We start from the raw sequence: 16,542 nt of genomic DNA, 5'->3' as shown, positions 1-16,542 counted from the left end.
GCCCGGCCCGGGTGGCGATGAATCTGCAAACAAGGCTGCTACGGCGGCCTTGTTTCATTTGCGCTCGACTTTTTGCAGCGTTCTCTGCAACGATTTTCAACACTAGCGGCTGCGCATGCGGGCCACCAGCTTGCGCAGCAGGCGCATCAGGCGTGCCAGCGGGGAACGTGGCGAGCGGGCCATGCGCGCCCGCACAAACGACTTCACATCTGCCACACGCTGTCTGCACAACTGTACTAGCCGCTTTGCCTGTTGCCAGCCTGCAGTGGCCTGCAGCTGCGCGGTCAGCCTGGCCTTCACCGCGAGCAACTGATCGTGGTAGCGCTGGAACCAGGCCAGCGACAGCAGGCTGCGGCGCGTCAGGGCATAGATGCGGGCGACCAGCGCGGTCCCCAATACCTTGGCCGCGAGCACGATGGCCAGGCCCAGCGTCGGATGCCCGTGCGTGATCGAGAGCAGCGCCAGCAGCTTGACCGGCAGCAGCAGCAGGGTAGGTGCCAGGAAGATCAGCAGCGCCACATAGGGCGGGCGCCGTTCTACCCAGTGTTGCAGCCGCACCAGCCAGGGCCAGTCGGGAATGCGCGCCAGCAGCGCCTGGGTGGCGTCCCATAGCCATTCTTCCAGCATCAGCAGCAGGGCCGCGGTATAGATCAGCGGCGCCAGCAGCCGGCGGCGCCAGCGCCCCGGGCGCTGCGGAGGCACGGAGTGGGGCGGCGGTGGGGATGCGGTCATGCGGACTTCAGAGTGCGCGCGCCTTGATCAGGGACAGCCAGCGGTCGCCCCATTTGACATCGCTCATGCAGGAGGCATAGCCGGTCACGGTGCGGGCGGCCCGTTCCAGCAACTGGATGTCGGCTTCGTGCTGGCGCGCCACATGCGGATCTTCCAGGAACAGCACGCGACGGCACTGACGCTCCAGGATCAGTTCGGCAATCTGCGCGTCGCCGCCCAGCGGGCCGGACAGGAAGGGGCGCACCCAGTTGCGGCCGGCGTCTCCCTTGATCTTCATGGCCAGCTCATTGAGCAGGCCGCCGGTGGTGCCGGTGGCGCAGCGGAAGGCGAAGCGGTCCAGCACCTCGAAGTGCTTCTCGGCCAGTTCCAGCATGCGCGACTTCATGGCGTCGTGGGCGATCAGGGCGATGCCTTCCTGCTCCAGGAGGAAGCGGTCATCCAGGAAGCCGTCCGGCGCGGCGCCGTTGGCGATGGCTTCCAGTTCGAACCATTCCTGGGCGCCGGCCAGCGTCGACAGGAAGGGCTTGCCATGGATGACGCACTGGCGCTTCAGGGCCACCGCCTCGGGGAAGGTGGAGGAGGGATCGACCGGGTCGACCAGATAGATCACGGCGTCCAGCGTGCGCTCGGGGTCGGGATCGACCGTGCGCGAGACCAGCTTCATCAGGCCACCTTGCCTACCGTAGGGGAAGCGCACCAGATGCGGGTAGCCGGGCAGCAGGTTCATCTGGGCGATGGCGTCGAGCGTGCGGCCGACCACGATCAGTTCGGGTTGCAGGCTTTCGATGCGATGGCCTGAACCGGTGAGCAACTGCACCAGGGCAGAATCGGCAGCGTCCTGATGGGCGCGGTTGGCGATGAGACCGATACGATAGCGAGGGGCGATGGAGGACATGAGGTCGCGGGAGCAGTGGAGTGGTAAGCCTGTGACCAGGCGGGAAGGCAGATTATCGCCGAGTGCGGGCCAAAGGGCGAGCCTTGCCGTTGCCGGGCAGGGTCTTGCGCCGGGCATACGGCCCGCACACTGATGCAAGGATTAATCGCCCCAACTGTACCGTTGCGAGCGCACGCATGCGGCTACAATAAGAACGAACCTGCATACCCATCCATTCGCACATGAACAAGGCATTTGTAAAAGAATCCGACGGCGCCGACGACGATGACGAGATCGCCTTGCCGGCCATCCCCGCCGGGGCCAAGAACTACATGACACCCCAGGGCCATCAGCGCATCAAGGATGAGCTGCTGCACCTGATCGACGAAGAGCGGCCGGAGGTGGTGCGTGTAGTCTCCTGGGCCGCCTCCAATGGCGACCGCTCCGAGAACGGCGACTATCTCTACGGCAAGAAGCGCCTGCGCGAGATCGACCGGCGTATCCGCTTCCTCACCAAGCGGCTGGACAATGCCGAGGTGGTCGATCCCTCGGTGCATCACGGCAGCGACCAGATCTTCTTCGGGGCCACGGTGCATTACGAAAACCAGCGCGGCGAAGAACATACGGTGACCATCGTCGGCATCGACGAGCTCGATCCGCTCAAGGGGCGCATCAGCTGGATTTCGCCCGTGGCGCGGGCGCTGACCAAGGCGCGCGAAGGGGATGAGGTGGTGCTGCAGACCCCTTCGGGCGTGGAGCAGCTGACCATCCTCGACGTCACGTATCCGCCGCCGCAGCCGCAGTAGGCGCGCCGGCTCACCACCCGTTTTCGCCGCGGCCGGGCCTGACTTGCAGGCCGGCCGGCAGTTAGTCGGTCGCCATCAGGCGCGACCGGCGCACAGCATTGCAATCATCCACGAGAAAGTCCCATGTCCATCGTTTTTGCCAGCCTGAACCACCCGCAGCGCGTCGTCCTGGCTGCCGAGGTGCATTCGCGCCCCTTCCTGCAGCTGACACGTTCGGAAACGCTCACCCACCTGGCCGTCTATGTGCGCGAAGAAGGCAATGGCGGTCGCCATGCCAGTGCCCAGCATGCGCTGCTGGACGACCTGTGCGCCCATTTCGGCGTGGTCGCTCCGGGTGGCGAGGCCAAGCACTTCTATCACGACTTCGGCCGCTTCCGGCTGAAGTGGGAGTGCCACACCGAGTTCGCCACCTATACCTTCGCCCAGGCCCATGAGGAGCCGCTCTCCACCGACCAGGCCTTTGCCCGCGCGCCGCTGGCGCACATCCCCCAGCAGTGGCAGCTCTCGCTCAAGGGCAAGCTGATGGTGGCTGCGCATGTGGTGGTGGAGCCCGGCGACGATGACCCGGCTGCGACCGCACGCCAGATGCAGCGCATCTTCGAGGGCAAGCTGATGAGTTCCAGCAAGGTCTTGCAGGGCGGGGAAATCTGGACCGATTTCCAGATCCAGTCGGATGGATTTTCGCGTTTCGTGGTGCGCGACATTGGCCTGCGCGAGCTGCAAGGCGGGCGCCTGGCCCAGCGCATCCTGGAAATCGAGACCTATCGCATGATGGCCTTGCTGGGCTTGCCGCACGCCCAGCAATCCGGCCCGCTGCTCAACCAGATCGAGGGCGACCTGGCGGCGCTGACCGCCGCCATGGTGCAATCCGAGCAGTCCACCGCCGGCACGCCGGAGGAACAGGCCGAAGATGAGCGCGTGCTGCGCAAGATCACCGGTCTGGCGGCACGCATCGAAAAGCTCTCGCTGGAGAACAGTTACCGCTTCTCGGCCTCGCAGGCCTATTTCCGGCTGGTGCAGGCGCGTATCGAGGAATTGCGCGAGCAGCGCATCGAAGGCGTGCCAACCATCGGTGAATTCATGGAGCGCCGGCTGGCGCCAGCCATGGATACCTGCCAGGCCATCGCCCGTCGCCAGGAAGCCCTGGCCGAACGTATCGCCCATACCAACGACCTGTTGCGCACCCGGATCGGCATCGTGCAGGAGCGTCAGAACCGCCAGATCCTGGAATCCATGAATGCCCGCGCCGCCCAGCAACTGAAGCTGCAGCAGGCGGTGGAAGGCCTGTCGGTGGCGGCCATCTCGTATTACGTGATCGGTCTGCTGGGGTATGCCAGCAAGGCGGCCAAGGCGGCGGGCCTGCCCATCAATCCGGATCTGGCCACCGGCCTGGTGGTGCCGGTGGTGGCGGCCTGCGTCTGGCTGGGCTTGCGGCGCATGCACAAGGGGTTGGGCAGCCACTGAGCTGTATAAAGGCAAACGGGGCGCACCGCTGTTGGCGGTGCGCCCCGTTTACATGGGCAGCGCGAGAGCGGGGCAAGCCCGCTGGCGCGATCAGACGGTGGCGTTGATCTTCGCTTCGGCGCCGGCAACGGCTTGCTTGGCGGCCTCTTCACCCATGGAGACGCCTTCGGCGATCACCAGTTCGACATCGGTGATGCCGATGAAGCCCAGGGCGCTCTTGAGGTACTTGCCCTGGAAGTCCAGTGCTTCCATCGGGCCTTCGGAATACTTGCCGCCACGGGACAGGATGATGACGGCCTTCTTGCCGGTGACCAGGCCGACCGGGCCGGTTTCGCCGTACTTGAAGGTGCGGCCGGCGCGGAAGACGTGGTCGATCCAGGCCTTCAGGGTCGAGGGCGGCGCGAAGTTGTACATCGGCACGCCGATGACGATGGTGTCGGCGGCCAGCAGCTCATCGACCAGGGCGTCGGATTGCTTGATCACGTCGGCTTGCTCGGCGCTGCGGGCATCGGCCGGGGTGAAATAGGCACCCATCATGGATTCGCTCAGGTGCGGCAGGGTGTTGGCGGCCAGGTCGCGATCAACGCCCTTGCCGCCGGGATTCTTGGCCTGCCATTGCTGGGCGAAGGAGGCGGTCAGCTGGCGCGAGATGGAACCGCCGGTACGGGCGCTGGAGTCGATATGCAGCAGGGTGCTCATGGTCATTCCTTTACATTGTTCGGTTGGCATCGCCTCGAGAGGAAGCGTTTGCATTGGGATGAACAATACCCAGTTTTCATTTCTTCCAATAGATGCGAGAATCGCATTTCACTGATCCAGTTTTGGAAGTAATGGGATCGAGACGGACATAGAGGAAGAAGGCCATCGCCATGCTAGACCTGAACGACATCTGGCTGTTCGTGCATGTGGTGCGTGCCGGCAGCTTTGCCGCCGCCGGCCGCAAGCTGTCCATGCCACCCAATACCATCAGCCGGCGCCTGCAGACTCTGGAGGCCAACATGGGCGTGCGGCTGCTGCAACGCTCCACGCGCCAGCTCAACATGACTGCGGCGGGTCGGGAATTCTTCGAACGCTGCGCGCCCGGCCTGGAAGACATCGAACACGCCAGCGCCAGCCTGACCGAGAGCCAGGGCGAGCCGACGGGTAGCCTGCGGGTGGCGGCGCCGGTGGATTTCTTCGACAATTTTTCGATCGAGTGGATGCATGAGTTCATGCATCTCTATCCCAAGGTGCAGTTGGAGTTCGTGCTCAACGATGGGCGCGCCGACCTGATTGCCGAGGGCATCGACCTGGCCTTCCGCGGCGGGGTATTGCCTGATTCCAGCCTGGTGGCCAGAAAACTGGTGCAAAGCCATCTGGCGCTCATTGCCAGTCCACGTTATCTGGAGCGGCAGGGTACCCCGCAGGCCCTGTCGGACCTGGTCGCCCACGCCTGTCTGGCGACCTCGCAGGCGCCCCAGCACACGGTCTGGAAGCTGGAGGGGCCACATGGTCCCGAGAGTGTGCGGGTGGTGCCGCGCCTGTGCGTCAATACCGCACAGGGCCAGTTGCGGGCTGCGCGGGCCGGCCTGGGGATTGCCTTGCTGCCGACCATGCTGGCCTCGGAAGACCTGCGCAATGGCACCCTGGTGAACATCTTGCCGGATTACCAGCGCGACACCATGGGCTTCTATGCGGTCTATGTGCACCGCCGCCAGTTGCCCAGTGCAGTCAGTGCCCTGATCGAGTTCTTTGCCGACAAGCTGGAACGCGGCATCGCCGACAAGGGGGCGCAGGCCTGCCAACGTCATCTGGAAGCAGAGGTGCAGGTCGGCCTGGCGCAGGAGAAGGCGGCCGCCTGACTGGCCCTGGATGTTCACCCTGATGCCCCAAATGAAGAACGCCCGCGATTGCGGGCGTTCTTCATGGCGTCATCTCATGGCATGACCGGCATCAGCCCCGGTCGCGCAGGATACGTGCGACGCTGTCGATCTTGCGGATGCCGCGCATGATGCGCGCCAGGTGGACCCGGTCTTCGACCTGGATGGTGAAGCGCAGGTATTTCATCGAGGCATTGCCACCTTCATCATCCATGGCCACCGAGACGATATTGGCGTCCGATTCGCCGATCTCGGCCGCGATGCGCGCCAGCGTGCCGCGCTCGTTGTGGATCAGGATGGTGATGCGGCAATCGAAGCGGCGGTTCAGGTCGTGGCCCCAGACCAGCTCGATCCAGCGTTCCGGTTCCTTCTCGTGCAGGCGCTTGGCGGTCTCGCATTCCTGGGTATGCACGATCAGGGTCTGGTCCGGTCGCAGGTAGCCGGTCAGGCGGTCGCCCGGGATCGGCATGCAACAGGAGGACAACTGCGCTGATGCGCCTTCGCTGCCGGTGATGACCACCGGGTCCGGCTTGTTGGGCAGCATGTGGCCTTCCGGATCCAGCTGCGGCACGCTCACCCCGGTATCCATCATGGTCATGATGTGGCGTGCCACCAGCGGCGCCATGCGGGTGCCGATGCCGATCTCGGCATACAGGTCGTCCATGGTCTTGGCGCTGGATTCGTTGAGCAGGCGCTCGACGATGTGGGATGGCAGCTCCGGGTCAATACCCAGGGTGTGCAGGGCATTACCCAGCAGGCGGCGGCCGACCGCTTGCGACTCGACCTTGTTGGCCGTGCGCAGGCGATGGCGGATCGCCGAGCGGGCCTTGCCGGTGCGTACATAGCCCAGCCAGTTAGGGCTGGGGCGCGAGGTCGGCGAGGTGATGATCTCGACGATGTCGCCGTTGTGCAGCTCGGAACGCAGCGGCGCCGGTTCGTGATTGATGATGGCCGAGGTAGTCTGGTCGCCGATATCGGTGTGGATGCTGTAGGCAAAGTCCAGCGCCGTGGCGCCACGGGGCAGGGCGATGATCTTGGACTTGGGCGTGAAGACGTAGACCGAATCGGGGAACAGGTCGACCTTGACGTGCTCCAGGAACTCGGCCGAGTCGCCGGTCTGCTTCTGGATGTCCAGCAGCGATTGCAGCCAGGCATGGGTGCGCTGCTGCAGGTCGGTCAGGCTGCCTTCGTCATCCTTGTACAACCAGTGCGCGGCCACGCCGGACTCGGCCACCCGATGCATTTCGGTGGTGCGGATCTGGAACTCGACCGGCGTGCCATAGGGGCCGATCAGGGTGGTATGCAGCGACTGGTAGCCATTCAGCTTGGGAATGGCGATGTAATCCTTGAACTTGCCCGGCATGGGCTTGAACAGCGAGTGCAGGGTGCCCAACGCCACATAGCAGTTGGCGAAGCTGTCGACCACCACCCGGAAGCCATAGACGTCCAGCACCTGGGAGAACGTCAGGTGCTTGTTGCGCATCTTGCGGTAGATGCCGTAGAGGGTCTTTTCCCGGCCGTCGACCTGGGCCGGGATGCCGGCGGCGATCAGGGTCGAGGTGACCGATTCCATGATCTTGGTGACGACTTCGCGGCGGTTGCCGCGCGCAGCCTTGACGGCCTTGGAGAGCGTGCGGTGGCGCAGCGGGTAGAGGTGCGAGAAGGACAGTTCCTGCAGCTCGCGGTAGATGTTGTTCAGGCCCAGGCGGTGCGCGATGGGCACATAGACTTCCATGGTCTCGCGCGAGATGCGGCGCTTCTTCTCGGGCGGCATGGAACCCAGCGTGCGCATGTTGTGCAGGCGGTCGGCCAGCTTGACCAGGATCACCCGCACGTCGCGGGCCATCGCCAGCAGCATCTTGCGGAAGTTCTCGGCCTGCGCCTCGACCTGGCTCTGGAATTCGATCTTGTCCAGCTTGGACAAGCCATCCACCAGGGAGGCCACGGAGGCGCCGAAGCGTTCGATCAGCTCTTCCTTCTTGACGCCCTGGTCTTCCATCACATCGTGCAGGAAGGCTGCCATCATGGCCTGGGCGTCCAGTTTCCATTCGGCACAGATCTCGGCCACCGCCAGCGGGTGCGAGATGTAGGGCTCGCCCGACTTGCGCATCTGGCCCAGGTGCATCTCATCGGCGAAGCGATAGGCTTCCTTGACCTTCTTCAGTTCGGAAGGGGTCAGGTACTCTTCGAGCTTGGGAATCAGATGCGCAAAAGTCGCCACGCCGCTGTGGGCAGCGGCGGGGGCGACTTCGTTGGGAGGTGCGGTGCGACCGGAACCGGTGGCACGTTTGGGGCTAGGAGCGGCTGATAAGGTGGAGTCGGTAGTGGTGAGGCTCATACTTGTCCGTTATCAGCTTCATGGACGGACCAGGATCAGGCCGGAACCTTCTTCAGCATTTCCACGCCGACCTTGCCCGCTGCGATTTCACGCAGGGCGGTCACGGTCGGCTTGTCCTTGGCTTCCACCTTGGGGGTGTGGCCTTGCAGCAGCTGGCGGGCGCGGTAGGTGGCCGACAGGGTCAACTGGAAACGGTTGGGGATCTGCTTGAGGCAATCTTCGATGGTGATGCGGGCCATGTAAAACTCCTGAATGACGGTCTTGCGTGTGGATGGATCGGTCCGGCGCCCTGACAGGCTCAGCTCGCGTGGATGCCCAGCTGTGTGAACAGGTAGGCGTTGCGGGCGGCTTGTTGCGGGAATCGGCAGCGGGCTGCCTGGACAATGGCCGTCAACTCGGATAAAGCGACGGCAAACTCTTGATTGATAATAACATATTCGAACTCCGGGGAGTGCGCGATTTCGCCGCCGGCGGCCAGGATGCGGCGGGTGATGACGTGCGGTTCGTCCTGTCCGCGCTTCTTCAGGCGCTCTTCCAGCGCCGCAATCGACGGTGGCAGGATGAAGATGCCGATGGCATTGGAAAACTGCTTCTTGACCTGCTGCGCGCCTTGCCAGTCGATTTCCAGCAGCACATCGGTGCCGTTGGCGATCTGGTCGGCGATCATCAGGCGCGAGGTGCCGTAGTAGTTGCCGTGGACTTCGGCCCATTCGAGGAATTCGCCCTCGGCCTGGCGCTTCAGGAAATCCTCCGCATCCGTGAAATAGTATTCACGGCCATGTTCTTCGCCCGGGCGCGGGGCGCGGGTGGTGTAGGAGATGGACAGCTTGATGGCCGGCTCCTGCTTCAACAGGGCGTTGACCAGGGTCGATTTGCCGGCGCCGGAGGGCGCAACCACCATGAAGAGGCTGCCGGAAGTGGGTTTTTGGACGGGCATGGGGTCCTCGCTGAAAATGTCGTGAATATCTTGAATATCGTGAATCTCTGCCCGACAGGTCGGGCAATGCTGGCGCCTGGGCTTACTCCAGATTCTGCACCTGCTCGCGCATCTGGTCGATCAGCAGCTTGAGCTCCATGGAGGCGTCGGCCAGTTCCTTGACGGCAGCCTTGGAGCCGACGGTGTTGGCCTCGCGGTTGAGTTCCTGCATCATGAAATCCAGGCGCTTGCCGACCTGCCCACCCTTCTTCAGGATGTGGCGGGTCTCGCCCAGGTGGGCCGACAGGCGCGCCAGTTCTTCGGCGATGTCGATGCGGATGCCGTAGAGCGTCACTTCCTGGCGGATGCGCTCCAGCGATTCCTCGCGGGTGGCCACCGGTGCGGCGCCGTTCTGCGTCTGCAGGGCCAGGCCGAGGGCTTCGGTCATGCGTTCGGTGGCCTTTTGCTGGAATTGCTCGACCAGTTGCGGCACCAGCGGGGTGATGCGGGCCACAATGGCTTCCATCGCATCGACCCGCGCCAGGATCACCGCCTGCAGCGCCGCGCCTTCACGGGCCCGGCTGTCGACGAAGGCGTCCAGGGTCTGCTGCAGGGTCGCCAGGATGTCGGCCTGCAGGGTTTCCTGGCTGATCTCGGCTTCTTCCATGACGCCCGGCCAGCGCAGCAGTTCGTTGACCGACAGCGGCGCTGCATCCGGGAATTGCGCACGCAGCTGGTCTTGCAGGTTGGCCAGTTGCGCCACCACATTGGTGTTGAGCGCCTGGCTGTTGCCGCTGGCCACCTTGCGGCCGAAGGACAGGCGGCATTCCACCTTGCCGCGCACCAGGCGGCCCATGATGGCCTCGCGCAGCATGGGTTCGACCGCGCGCAGGTCGTCGTTGATGCGGAATTGCAGGTCCAGGAAGCGCGAATTCACGCTCTTCATTTCCAGGGTGACCGTGCCGGCGGTGGTTTCACGGGTGGTGACGGCGTAGCCGGTCATGCTGTAGATGGTCAAGGTCGGGGCTCCATAAGCGGGCGCGGCGCCGGGTAGGGCGCGCTGACAGGTCGGGTTGCGGGCGGTGCGGGCAGTGACGGGGCAAACTCGGCTGCTGCCGCGACGGCAGTCTTGCTGATCCATTACAATGCCGGACTTGAACGTTCCGGCAGCGCCTGTGCGGTCTGCCCGGGATGTCGCCCGGTCGGAGCCCGCATTTTAATGAAGATTGGCGGCGCCGCGCTATCAAAAACATCAAAATGAGCGGTTTTGACGGTCATCGACCGGCCCGGTACCCGGTTGCCGCCGCCGATTTCCCTCAACCTTCACCGCTACCTGCTTAGCCAAGACCCTACAAACATAGACAAGGATCACCATGACAGCTTCCCATCGCCCCAGCGGCCGTAGCGTTTCGCAGTTGCGCGAGGTTCGCCTGACCCGCCAGTACACCAAGCATGCCGAAGGATCGGTGCTGATCGAGTTCGGTGACACCCGCGTGCTGTGCACCGCCTCGATCGAAGAAAGGGTGCCGGGTTTCCTCAAGGGCAAGGGCCAGGGCTGGCTCACCGCCGAATACGGCATGCTGCCCCGTTCCACCCACACCCGTATGGACCGCGAGGCTGCCAAGGGCAAGCAGTCCGGCCGCACCCAGGAAATCCAGCGCCTGATCGGACGCGCCCTGCGCGCCGCCTTCGATCTGGAGGCCTTCGGCGAGCGTACCCTGCAACTGGACTGCGACGTCCTGCAAGCCGATGGCGGTACCCGTACCGCGGCCATCACCGGCGCCATGGTGGCGGCCTACGATGCGTTCTCGGTGCTGCAGGGGCGTGGCCTGATCGAGACCATTCCGGTCAAGCAGTTCGTGGCAGCGATCTCGGTCGGCGTCTATCGCGGCGTGCCGGTGCTGGACCTGGATTACCTGGAGGATTCGGACTGCGATACCGACATGAACGTGGTCATGACCGATGCCGGCCACTTCGTCGAGGTGCAGGGCACGGCTGAAGGTGCGGCCTTCGACCGGGCCACCCTGAACAGCCTGTTGGACCTGGCCCAGCAAGGCATTGCCACCCTCAACGGTCTGCAGAAGCAGGCCCTGGGCCTGTAAGGCGATCAGTCCACCGGTCACCGTCGCACCATCGGGCGGCCCGGGGCAAATCGCATTACAATGCGGCCTACACCAGACACAGGGAAAACGCCATGTTGCAGCCAGGACATGGCGTTTTTCATTGTCGCGACTCCTGCCACCCATTCGGACCAAGCATGCACACCAAGCAAAAGATCGTCATGGCGTCGAACAACGCCGGGAAACTGAAGGAATTCGCCAGCCTGTTGGGCGACATTGGCCTGGACGTGCGCCCACAGGGCGAGTTCGACGTCCCCGAAGCGGAAGAGCCTTTCGGCACCTTCGTCGAAAACGCCCTGACCAAGGCCCGCCATGCGGCGCGCCTGACCGGGCTGCCGGCACTGGCCGACGACTCCGGCGTCTGCGTCAATGCCCTGGGCGGTGCGCCCGGCGTCTATTCGGCGCGCTATGCCGGCGAACCCAAGTCCGACGCCAACAACAACGCCAAGCTCATCGCCGACCTGGCGGCCCATGCCGACAAGTCGGCCTATTACTACTGCGTGCTGGTCTATGTGCGCCATGCCGACGATCCGCAACCGGTCATCGCCGACGGCGTCTGGAAGGGCGAAATCATCGCCCAGGCGCGCGGGGAGGGCGGTTTTGGCTACGATCCGTATTTCCTCTTGCCTGAACTGGGCAAGACTGCAGCCGAGCTGAGCCACGCCGAGAAGAACGCCGTCTCCCATCGCGGCCAGGCCCTGCGCGCATTGATCGAGAAGCTGAAATGATCCCCATCAAACCGGTTCCGGCTGACATTCCCGCCGGCCAGGCCGGCGCCGGCCCGGCGCAGGCGGCGCTGGCTTTCCTCAAGCCCGGCAGCCTGCAACTGACGGCCTTGCCGCCGCTATCCCTGTATGTGCATTTTCCCTGGTGCGTGCGCAAGTGCCCGTATTGCGACTTCAATTCGCACGAGGTCAAGGGCAGCTTCCCCGAGCAGGATTATCTGGACGCGCTGCGCCTGGATCTGGAGCAGGCCCTGCCGCTGATCTGGGGCCGCAAGATCAATACCATCTTCATCGGGGGCGGCACACCCAGCCTGCTGTCAGCCGCCGGTCTGGACCGCCTGTTGTCGGACCTGCGCACCTTGCTGCCTTTCGACGCCGACATCGAGATCACGATGGAGGCCAATCCCGGCACCTTCGAAGCCGACAAATTCCGTTCTTACCGGGAAAGTGGCATCAACCGGCTCTCTATCGGCATCCAGAGCTTCAATGCGCAGCACCTGGAAGCGCTGGGGCGTATCCATGACGGTGACCAGGCGCGCAAGGCGGTGGAGATCGCCCATGCCAATTTCGACAATTTCAATCTCGACCTGATGTATGCCTTGCCGCGCCAGACACTGGCCGAGGCGCAGGCCGACATCACTACGGCACTCGCGTTTGCGCCGCCGCATCTGTCGCTCTACCACCTGACGCTGGAGCCCAACACGCTCTTTGCGCGTTTCCCGCCGGCAGTACCCGATGAGGATGCCAGTGCGGACATGCAGGACATGATCGCAACTCTGACAAGTGCTGACGGCTACGCCAATTACGAGGTCTCGGCCTATGCCCAACCGGGCAGACGCGCCCGGCACAATCTTAACTATTGGCAATTCGGCGATTACCTGGGCATCGGCGCCGGCGCGCATTCCAAGCTGTCCTTCCCGCATCGCATCGTACGCCAGATGCGCTACAAGCATCCGCAGGCCTATCTGGATCAGACCCGCGCCGGCCGGCCGATCCAGGAGGAGGCCGAAATCAGCCGCGACGCGCTGGGCTTCGAGTTCATGCTCAATGCCCTGCGCCTGACCGAGGGTTTTTCGCCCAACCTGTTCGCCGAACGCACCGGCATGAGCCTGAACCAGATCGGCAAGCAACTCGACCTGGCCGAGCAAAAGGGAATGTTGTATCGCGACCACGCTGTGATCCGGCCCACCGATCTGGGGCGCCGTTTTCTGAATGACCTGCAGGAAATCTTCCTGTCAGGATAAAGCTGGTTGCAAGCATGCTTTTATCGGGTATATTTAGAAAAAATTTAATTTTAATTAAGTATTCTGCTGGGAAACTTATTTAGAGTTTTTCGACACCCAAGAGCGTTTCGGCAGGCTACGGAGCGCGCCACGATAAAAATATGGCTGTTCAGGATAAAAGCGTTTCGTTTCCACTCGTGTTTTTGCAGCCCGTCGCCGACGTTCATCACGTCTGGACGGCGCTGTCGCTGCATATTTCGCCGGCGGTCGAAGACGGCAGCGCCTTGCTGTCGAGATTGTTCAACGAGTTCGACCTGCATGACGCCCTGGGTGGCCTGACCTGCATCATCCCGGTGCGCGACCCGGCAATCTTTGCGCCGGAGTTCAAGCACGAGATTCCCCAGGGCCAACTGGCCCTGCGCGTACCGGTCGAGCATTGCGTGGACCCCGGCAAGATCGATGCGCTGGACTGGCTCTACAGCCGCGGCTTTGCCATCATCGCCGACGGTTTGCCGGCACAAGGTGCCAGCGTATTCCCGTTCGTGGAATCGGTGGCGCTGGATGCCAGCATCGGCAATCTGCCCGAAACCACCCAGTGGCTGCACCGCCTGCGTGGACCCCACCTGGCCGAGAACGTGGCCGATGCCCTGCAGTTCGATGGTTGCCGGGTGGAGGGTTTCCGCTGGTTCTCGGGCGAATATGCCTTGCATCCCGACAGCCGCCTGTCGCAAAAGAATTCGATTTCCCGCGCCCGCCTGCTGAAGTTACTGGAACTGGTGGCGCGCGACGCCGATGCCAATGAGCTGGAATCCCTGCTCAAGCAGGACCCGGCGCTGTCCTACCAGCTCTTCAAGCTGGTGAGTTCGGCCGCTTTCGGCTTCTCGGCCCATATCACCAATTTCACCCAGGCCATCAATCTGCTGGGGCGCCGGCAGTTGCAGCGCTGGCTGCAGCTGTTGCTGTATGCGCGCTTCCCCGGCGACGAATCGGCCAATCCGCTGCTGCCGCGTGCGGCAGCCCGTGCGGCCATGATGGAGGCGATGGCGCAGCGGGTGGAGTGCACGCCCGAGGAACTGGACCGGGCTTTCATCACCGGCATGTTCTCGCTGCTGGATATCCTCCTGGGTATGCCGCTCAACGACATCATCGAGCCCTTGAAGCTGCCGGTGGACATCTGCAATGCGCTGGTCTATCGCAGCGGCCGTCTGGGCAAGTTGCTGGACGTGGTGGAACGCTCCGAAGATGGCCGCATCCCCTTGCGCCATGTCGACCTGGATGCCGCCGGTCTGGACGCTGAGGTGTATTGCCGCTGTCTGATCCAGGCCTTCAGCTGGGCCACACGCGTCAGTACCGAGGCGTGATTACGATGATCTCCTCCGTGGGCAGTGACGATCTGGCATGCTGTTCGGCATTGCTGGACGCCATGCAAAACCTGCACGGCATGGCATTGCATGCCGCGCTGGGAGGAATCGCATCGGGTTTCCTCAAGCGCCCCGGCGGACGCTACGTGATCGGCATGCCGGGAGACGCTGGTAATGGCCTGTGCCAGCCGGTGGCGTATGAAGACGCGCAGTTCGGCTATTTCGTTTTTCCTTCCCTGACGCGGCCCTATACCGAGCTTGAGCGCAACCGGCTGGCAATGCTCGGCGCCTTCCTTGGCCGCCTGATGCAACGCCGCGCCGAGACGGAAAAGCGCGCCCGCTCCCTGGACCAGATCGAAGCCAAGCTGGAAGAGCAGGCGCAGATCCTGCACCAGATGCACGAATCGGTGATCACGATGGATCCGGCCGGTTTCATCACCAGCTGGAACCGTGGCGCTGAGCAATTGTTCGGCTATACCGCCCTGGAAGCCATCGGCCGCAACGTGCTCTTCCTCTACGAGAACGAGGACGAAGAGGATTCGCTGCACGACGTATTCCTGGAGCAGGGTGGTCGCGAGATGGAGGTGCGGCGCCGCAAGAAGTCCGGAGAGGTATTCTGGGCCAGCCTTTCCTTGTCGGTGATGCGCGACCAGAGCGGGCATCCGATCGGCCTGATCGGCTATCTGAGCGACATCACGGAACGCAAGAACGCTGAAAAGCTGATTCATCACCTGGCCTACTACGACGCCCTGACCGGTTTGCCCAACCGCACGTTGCTCACCCGCACGGTGGACCAGGCGCTGATGGAAGCCAAGCATGAAAACATGCATGGCTGCGTCATGTTCATCGACCTGAACCGCTTCAAGCCCATCAACGACACCCTGGGTCACGTGGCCGGGGACATGTTGCTGGTGGAAGTGGCCATCCGTCTGCGCCGCGCCTTGCGCGAGCAGGACGTGGTGGCGCGCCTGGGCGCCGACGAGTTTGCGGTGGCCCTGTTCGATATCGACAAGGATTACCACCCCGGTTTTGTCGCCCAGAAGCTGCTGGCGGTGTTCGACGATCCCTTCTTCATCGATGGTCATGAGCTGCGCGTGGGCGCCAGCATCGGCGTGAGCATGTATCCGGAAGACGCCAGCGACACCGAGACCCTGCTGCGCCTGGCCGACATCGCCATGTACCGCGCCAAGCAGGGCGGGGACAACAATGAAGGCGGCTACGTCTACTACAGCGAAGAGATGAATCGCAACACGCTGGATCTGTTGCGCATCGAGACCGGTCTGCTGCACGCCTTCGAATACAACGAGCTGCTGTTGTACTACCAGCCCAAGGTGGACATGAACACCCTCGCCATCACCGGGGCCGAAGCACTGGTGCGCTGGCAGCATCCGGAGCGCGGCCTGCTGCTGCCGGGCGAGTTCATCCCCATCGCCGAAGAGACCGGTCTGATCGTCCAGCTCAGCGACTGGGTGCTGGATGCCGTGTGCCGGCAGGCGCGGGCCTGGAAGGAAGCCGGTATGGCGCCGATTCGCATCGCCCTGAACGTGACGGCGCGCGAATTCACCCGTTCGCTGCCCGACCGCGTACGCGCTGCACTGAGCCGCCACATGCTCAGCGGCGACTGGCTGGAGCTGGAAATCACCGAGAGCATGCTGATGCATAGCACCGATCGCGTCATTTCCATCATGGAAAAGATCTGCAGCCTGGGTATCACCATCTCCCTGGACGATTTCGGGACTGGCTATTCCAGCCTGTCCTACCTGAAGCGTTTCCCCATCAATACCCTCAAGATCGACCGCTCCTTCACTATGGGCATCCCGGACGATACCAATGACTGCGCCATCGCCAGTGCCATCATCGGTATCGCCAAGCAGTTGCGCCACAAGGTCATCGCCGAAGGGGTGGAAACCGAAAAGCAGTTCAACTTCCTGCGCGAAGCCGGTTGCAACGAGTTGCAGGGCTATATCTTCTCGCGACCGATTCCCGCCGTGGATTTCCATGCGATGCTGCTGGAGGGGCGTAAGCTCAAGGTGGCGTTGGGTGGTGCCGATACAGGTGAGGGCAGCGAAACCGGTAACACGCCGCACGCCTGAGTCCGCTGTCAGGAAGGCGGCACCGGTTTGT

Annotated in this window: 15 protein-coding genes; 8 read left to right on the top strand and 7 right to left on the bottom strand. The window is 63.4% G+C overall.

Annotated elements, in window-relative coordinates; all coding sequences use genetic code 11:
- Positions 1 to 102: 102 nt before the first annotated feature.
- Both ACEOAC_RS14690 and ACEOAC_RS14685 read right to left on the bottom strand, forming a co-directional pair.
- Entirely contained in the window at positions 103 to 732 is a 630-nt protein-coding gene (locus tag ACEOAC_RS14690; RefSeq protein WP_077237088.1) for a hypothetical protein, read from the bottom strand.
- A 7-nt stretch (positions 733 to 739) separates the two neighbouring features.
- Complete coding sequence (locus ACEOAC_RS14685) at positions 740 to 1,627, bottom strand: methylglyoxal synthase (RefSeq protein ID WP_413444728.1); 888 nt, start codon at positions 1,625 to 1,627, stop codon at positions 740 to 742.
- A gap of 221 nt (positions 1,628 to 1,848) precedes the next feature.
- On the opposite strand from ACEOAC_RS14685, the gene greB reads away from it, so the two are divergent.
- Both greB and ACEOAC_RS14675 read left to right on the top strand, forming a co-directional pair.
- On the top strand, positions 1,849 to 2,412 hold the full coding sequence (greB, locus tag ACEOAC_RS14680) for a transcription elongation factor GreB (protein ID WP_006462595.1): 564 nt from the start codon (positions 1,849 to 1,851) through the stop codon (positions 2,410 to 2,412).
- 123 nt (positions 2,413 to 2,535) lie between these two features.
- A complete protein-coding gene (locus ACEOAC_RS14675; protein WP_413444729.1) occupies positions 2,536 to 3,876 on the top strand; it encodes a DUF3422 family protein in 1,341 nt (446 codons plus the stop codon).
- 90 nt (positions 3,877 to 3,966) lie between these two features.
- Here the strand turns inward: ACEOAC_RS14675 and ACEOAC_RS14670 are convergent, their stop codons facing one another.
- A complete protein-coding gene (locus ACEOAC_RS14670; RefSeq protein ID WP_413628429.1) occupies positions 3,967 to 4,575 on the bottom strand; it encodes an FMN-dependent NADH-azoreductase in 609 nt (202 codons plus the stop codon).
- Between the two features lie 170 nt (positions 4,576 to 4,745).
- Between ACEOAC_RS14670 and ACEOAC_RS14665 the strand changes: the two genes are divergently transcribed.
- On the top strand, positions 4,746 to 5,717 hold the full coding sequence (locus ACEOAC_RS14665; RefSeq protein WP_077237092.1) for a LysR family transcriptional regulator: 972 nt from the start codon (positions 4,746 to 4,748) through the stop codon (positions 5,715 to 5,717).
- Between the two features lie 91 nt (positions 5,718 to 5,808).
- Here ACEOAC_RS14665 and ACEOAC_RS14660 read toward each other — a convergent pair whose 3' ends face one another.
- The 4 genes from ACEOAC_RS14660 to ACEOAC_RS14645 form a co-directional block, all read right to left on the bottom strand.
- Positions 5,809 to 8,073 (bottom strand): RelA/SpoT family protein, encoded by a 2,265-nt coding sequence (locus ACEOAC_RS14660; protein ID WP_006462591.1) that lies wholly within the window; start codon positions 8,071 to 8,073, stop codon positions 5,809 to 5,811.
- 35 nt (positions 8,074 to 8,108) lie between these two features.
- Positions 8,109 to 8,312, bottom strand: a complete 204-nt coding sequence (rpoZ, locus tag ACEOAC_RS14655) for a DNA-directed RNA polymerase subunit omega (protein WP_006462590.1) — start codon at positions 8,310 to 8,312, stop codon at positions 8,109 to 8,111.
- Positions 8,313 to 8,371: 59 nt separating this feature from the next.
- A complete protein-coding gene (gene gmk, locus ACEOAC_RS14650; protein WP_006462589.1) occupies positions 8,372 to 9,010 on the bottom strand; it encodes a guanylate kinase in 639 nt (212 codons plus the stop codon).
- Positions 9,011 to 9,092: 82 nt separating this feature from the next.
- Positions 9,093 to 10,007, bottom strand: a complete 915-nt coding sequence (locus tag ACEOAC_RS14645; RefSeq protein WP_241813059.1) for a YicC/YloC family endoribonuclease — start codon at positions 10,005 to 10,007, stop codon at positions 9,093 to 9,095.
- Between the two features lie 355 nt (positions 10,008 to 10,362).
- Between ACEOAC_RS14645 and rph the strand changes: the two genes are divergently transcribed.
- The 5 genes from rph (at position 10,363) to ACEOAC_RS14620 (ending at position 16,511) form a co-directional block, all read left to right on the top strand.
- The gene (gene rph, locus ACEOAC_RS14640) at positions 10,363 to 11,091 is read left to right on the top strand and encodes a ribonuclease PH (RefSeq protein WP_006462587.1); all 729 of its coding nucleotides are present in this window, start codon (positions 10,363 to 10,365) and stop codon (positions 11,089 to 11,091) included.
- A gap of 155 nt (positions 11,092 to 11,246) precedes the next feature.
- A complete protein-coding gene (gene rdgB / locus ACEOAC_RS14635; RefSeq protein ID WP_006462586.1) occupies positions 11,247 to 11,837 on the top strand; it encodes an RdgB/HAM1 family non-canonical purine NTP pyrophosphatase in 591 nt (196 codons plus the stop codon).
- Positions 11,834 to 13,078, top strand: a complete 1,245-nt coding sequence (gene hemW, locus ACEOAC_RS14630) for a radical SAM family heme chaperone HemW (protein WP_413628428.1) — start codon at positions 11,834 to 11,836, stop codon at positions 13,076 to 13,078. The genes rdgB and hemW overlap by 4 nt, the downstream gene beginning before the upstream one ends.
- Positions 13,079 to 13,218: 140 nt before the next feature.
- Entirely contained in the window at positions 13,219 to 14,418 is a 1,200-nt protein-coding gene (locus ACEOAC_RS14625) for an EAL and HDOD domain-containing protein (RefSeq protein WP_039874801.1), read from the top strand.
- A gap of 5 nt (positions 14,419 to 14,423) precedes the next feature.
- Positions 14,424 to 16,511 (top strand): putative bifunctional diguanylate cyclase/phosphodiesterase, encoded by a 2,088-nt coding sequence (locus tag ACEOAC_RS14620; protein WP_413443665.1) that lies wholly within the window; start codon positions 14,424 to 14,426, stop codon positions 16,509 to 16,511.
- Positions 16,512 to 16,542 lie beyond the last annotated feature (31 nt).

Origin of the sequence: Herbaspirillum frisingense (assembly GCF_047325095.1) — a bacterium.
In the GTDB taxonomy this organism is placed as follows: Bacteria; Pseudomonadota; Gammaproteobacteria; order Burkholderiales; family Burkholderiaceae_D; genus Herbaspirillum; species Herbaspirillum frisingense.
Note: the sequence above shows the minus strand (reverse complement) of the source record. Positions and strands in the feature narration are given on the sequence as shown.

Bases quoted from the DNA above. Each gene is read 5' to 3' on its own strand.
- ACEOAC_RS14690 (WP_077237088.1), bottom strand. From the start codon at position 732: ATGACCGCATCCCCACCGCCGCCCCACTCCGTGCCTCCGCAGCGCCCG.
- ACEOAC_RS14685 (WP_413444728.1), bottom strand. From the start codon at position 1,627: ATGTCCTCCATCGCCCCTCGCTATCGTATCGGTCTCATCGCCAACCGC.
- greB (WP_006462595.1), top strand. From the start codon at position 1,849: ATGAACAAGGCATTTGTAAAAGAATCCGACGGCGCCGACGACGATGAC.
- ACEOAC_RS14675 (WP_413444729.1), top strand. From the start codon at position 2,536: ATGTCCATCGTTTTTGCCAGCCTGAACCACCCGCAGCGCGTCGTCCTG.
- ACEOAC_RS14670 (WP_413628429.1), bottom strand. From the start codon at position 4,575: ATGAGCACCCTGCTGCATATCGACTCCAGCGCCCGTACCGGCGGTTCC.
- ACEOAC_RS14665 (WP_077237092.1), top strand. From the start codon at position 4,746: ATGCTAGACCTGAACGACATCTGGCTGTTCGTGCATGTGGTGCGTGCC.
- ACEOAC_RS14660 (WP_006462591.1), bottom strand. From the start codon at position 8,073: ATGAGCCTCACCACTACCGACTCCACCTTATCAGCCGCTCCTAGCCCC.
- rpoZ (WP_006462590.1), bottom strand. From the start codon at position 8,312: ATGGCCCGCATCACCATCGAAGATTGCCTCAAGCAGATCCCCAACCGT.
- gmk (WP_006462589.1), bottom strand. From the start codon at position 9,010: ATGCCCGTCCAAAAACCCACTTCCGGCAGCCTCTTCATGGTGGTTGCG.
- rph (WP_006462587.1), top strand. From the start codon at position 10,363: ATGACAGCTTCCCATCGCCCCAGCGGCCGTAGCGTTTCGCAGTTGCGC.
- rdgB (WP_006462586.1), top strand. From the start codon at position 11,247: ATGCACACCAAGCAAAAGATCGTCATGGCGTCGAACAACGCCGGGAAA.
- hemW (WP_413628428.1), top strand. From the start codon at position 11,834: ATGATCCCCATCAAACCGGTTCCGGCTGACATTCCCGCCGGCCAGGCC.
- ACEOAC_RS14625 (WP_039874801.1), top strand. From the start codon at position 13,219: ATGGCTGTTCAGGATAAAAGCGTTTCGTTTCCACTCGTGTTTTTGCAG.
- ACEOAC_RS14620 (WP_413443665.1), top strand. From the start codon at position 14,424: ATGATCTCCTCCGTGGGCAGTGACGATCTGGCATGCTGTTCGGCATTG.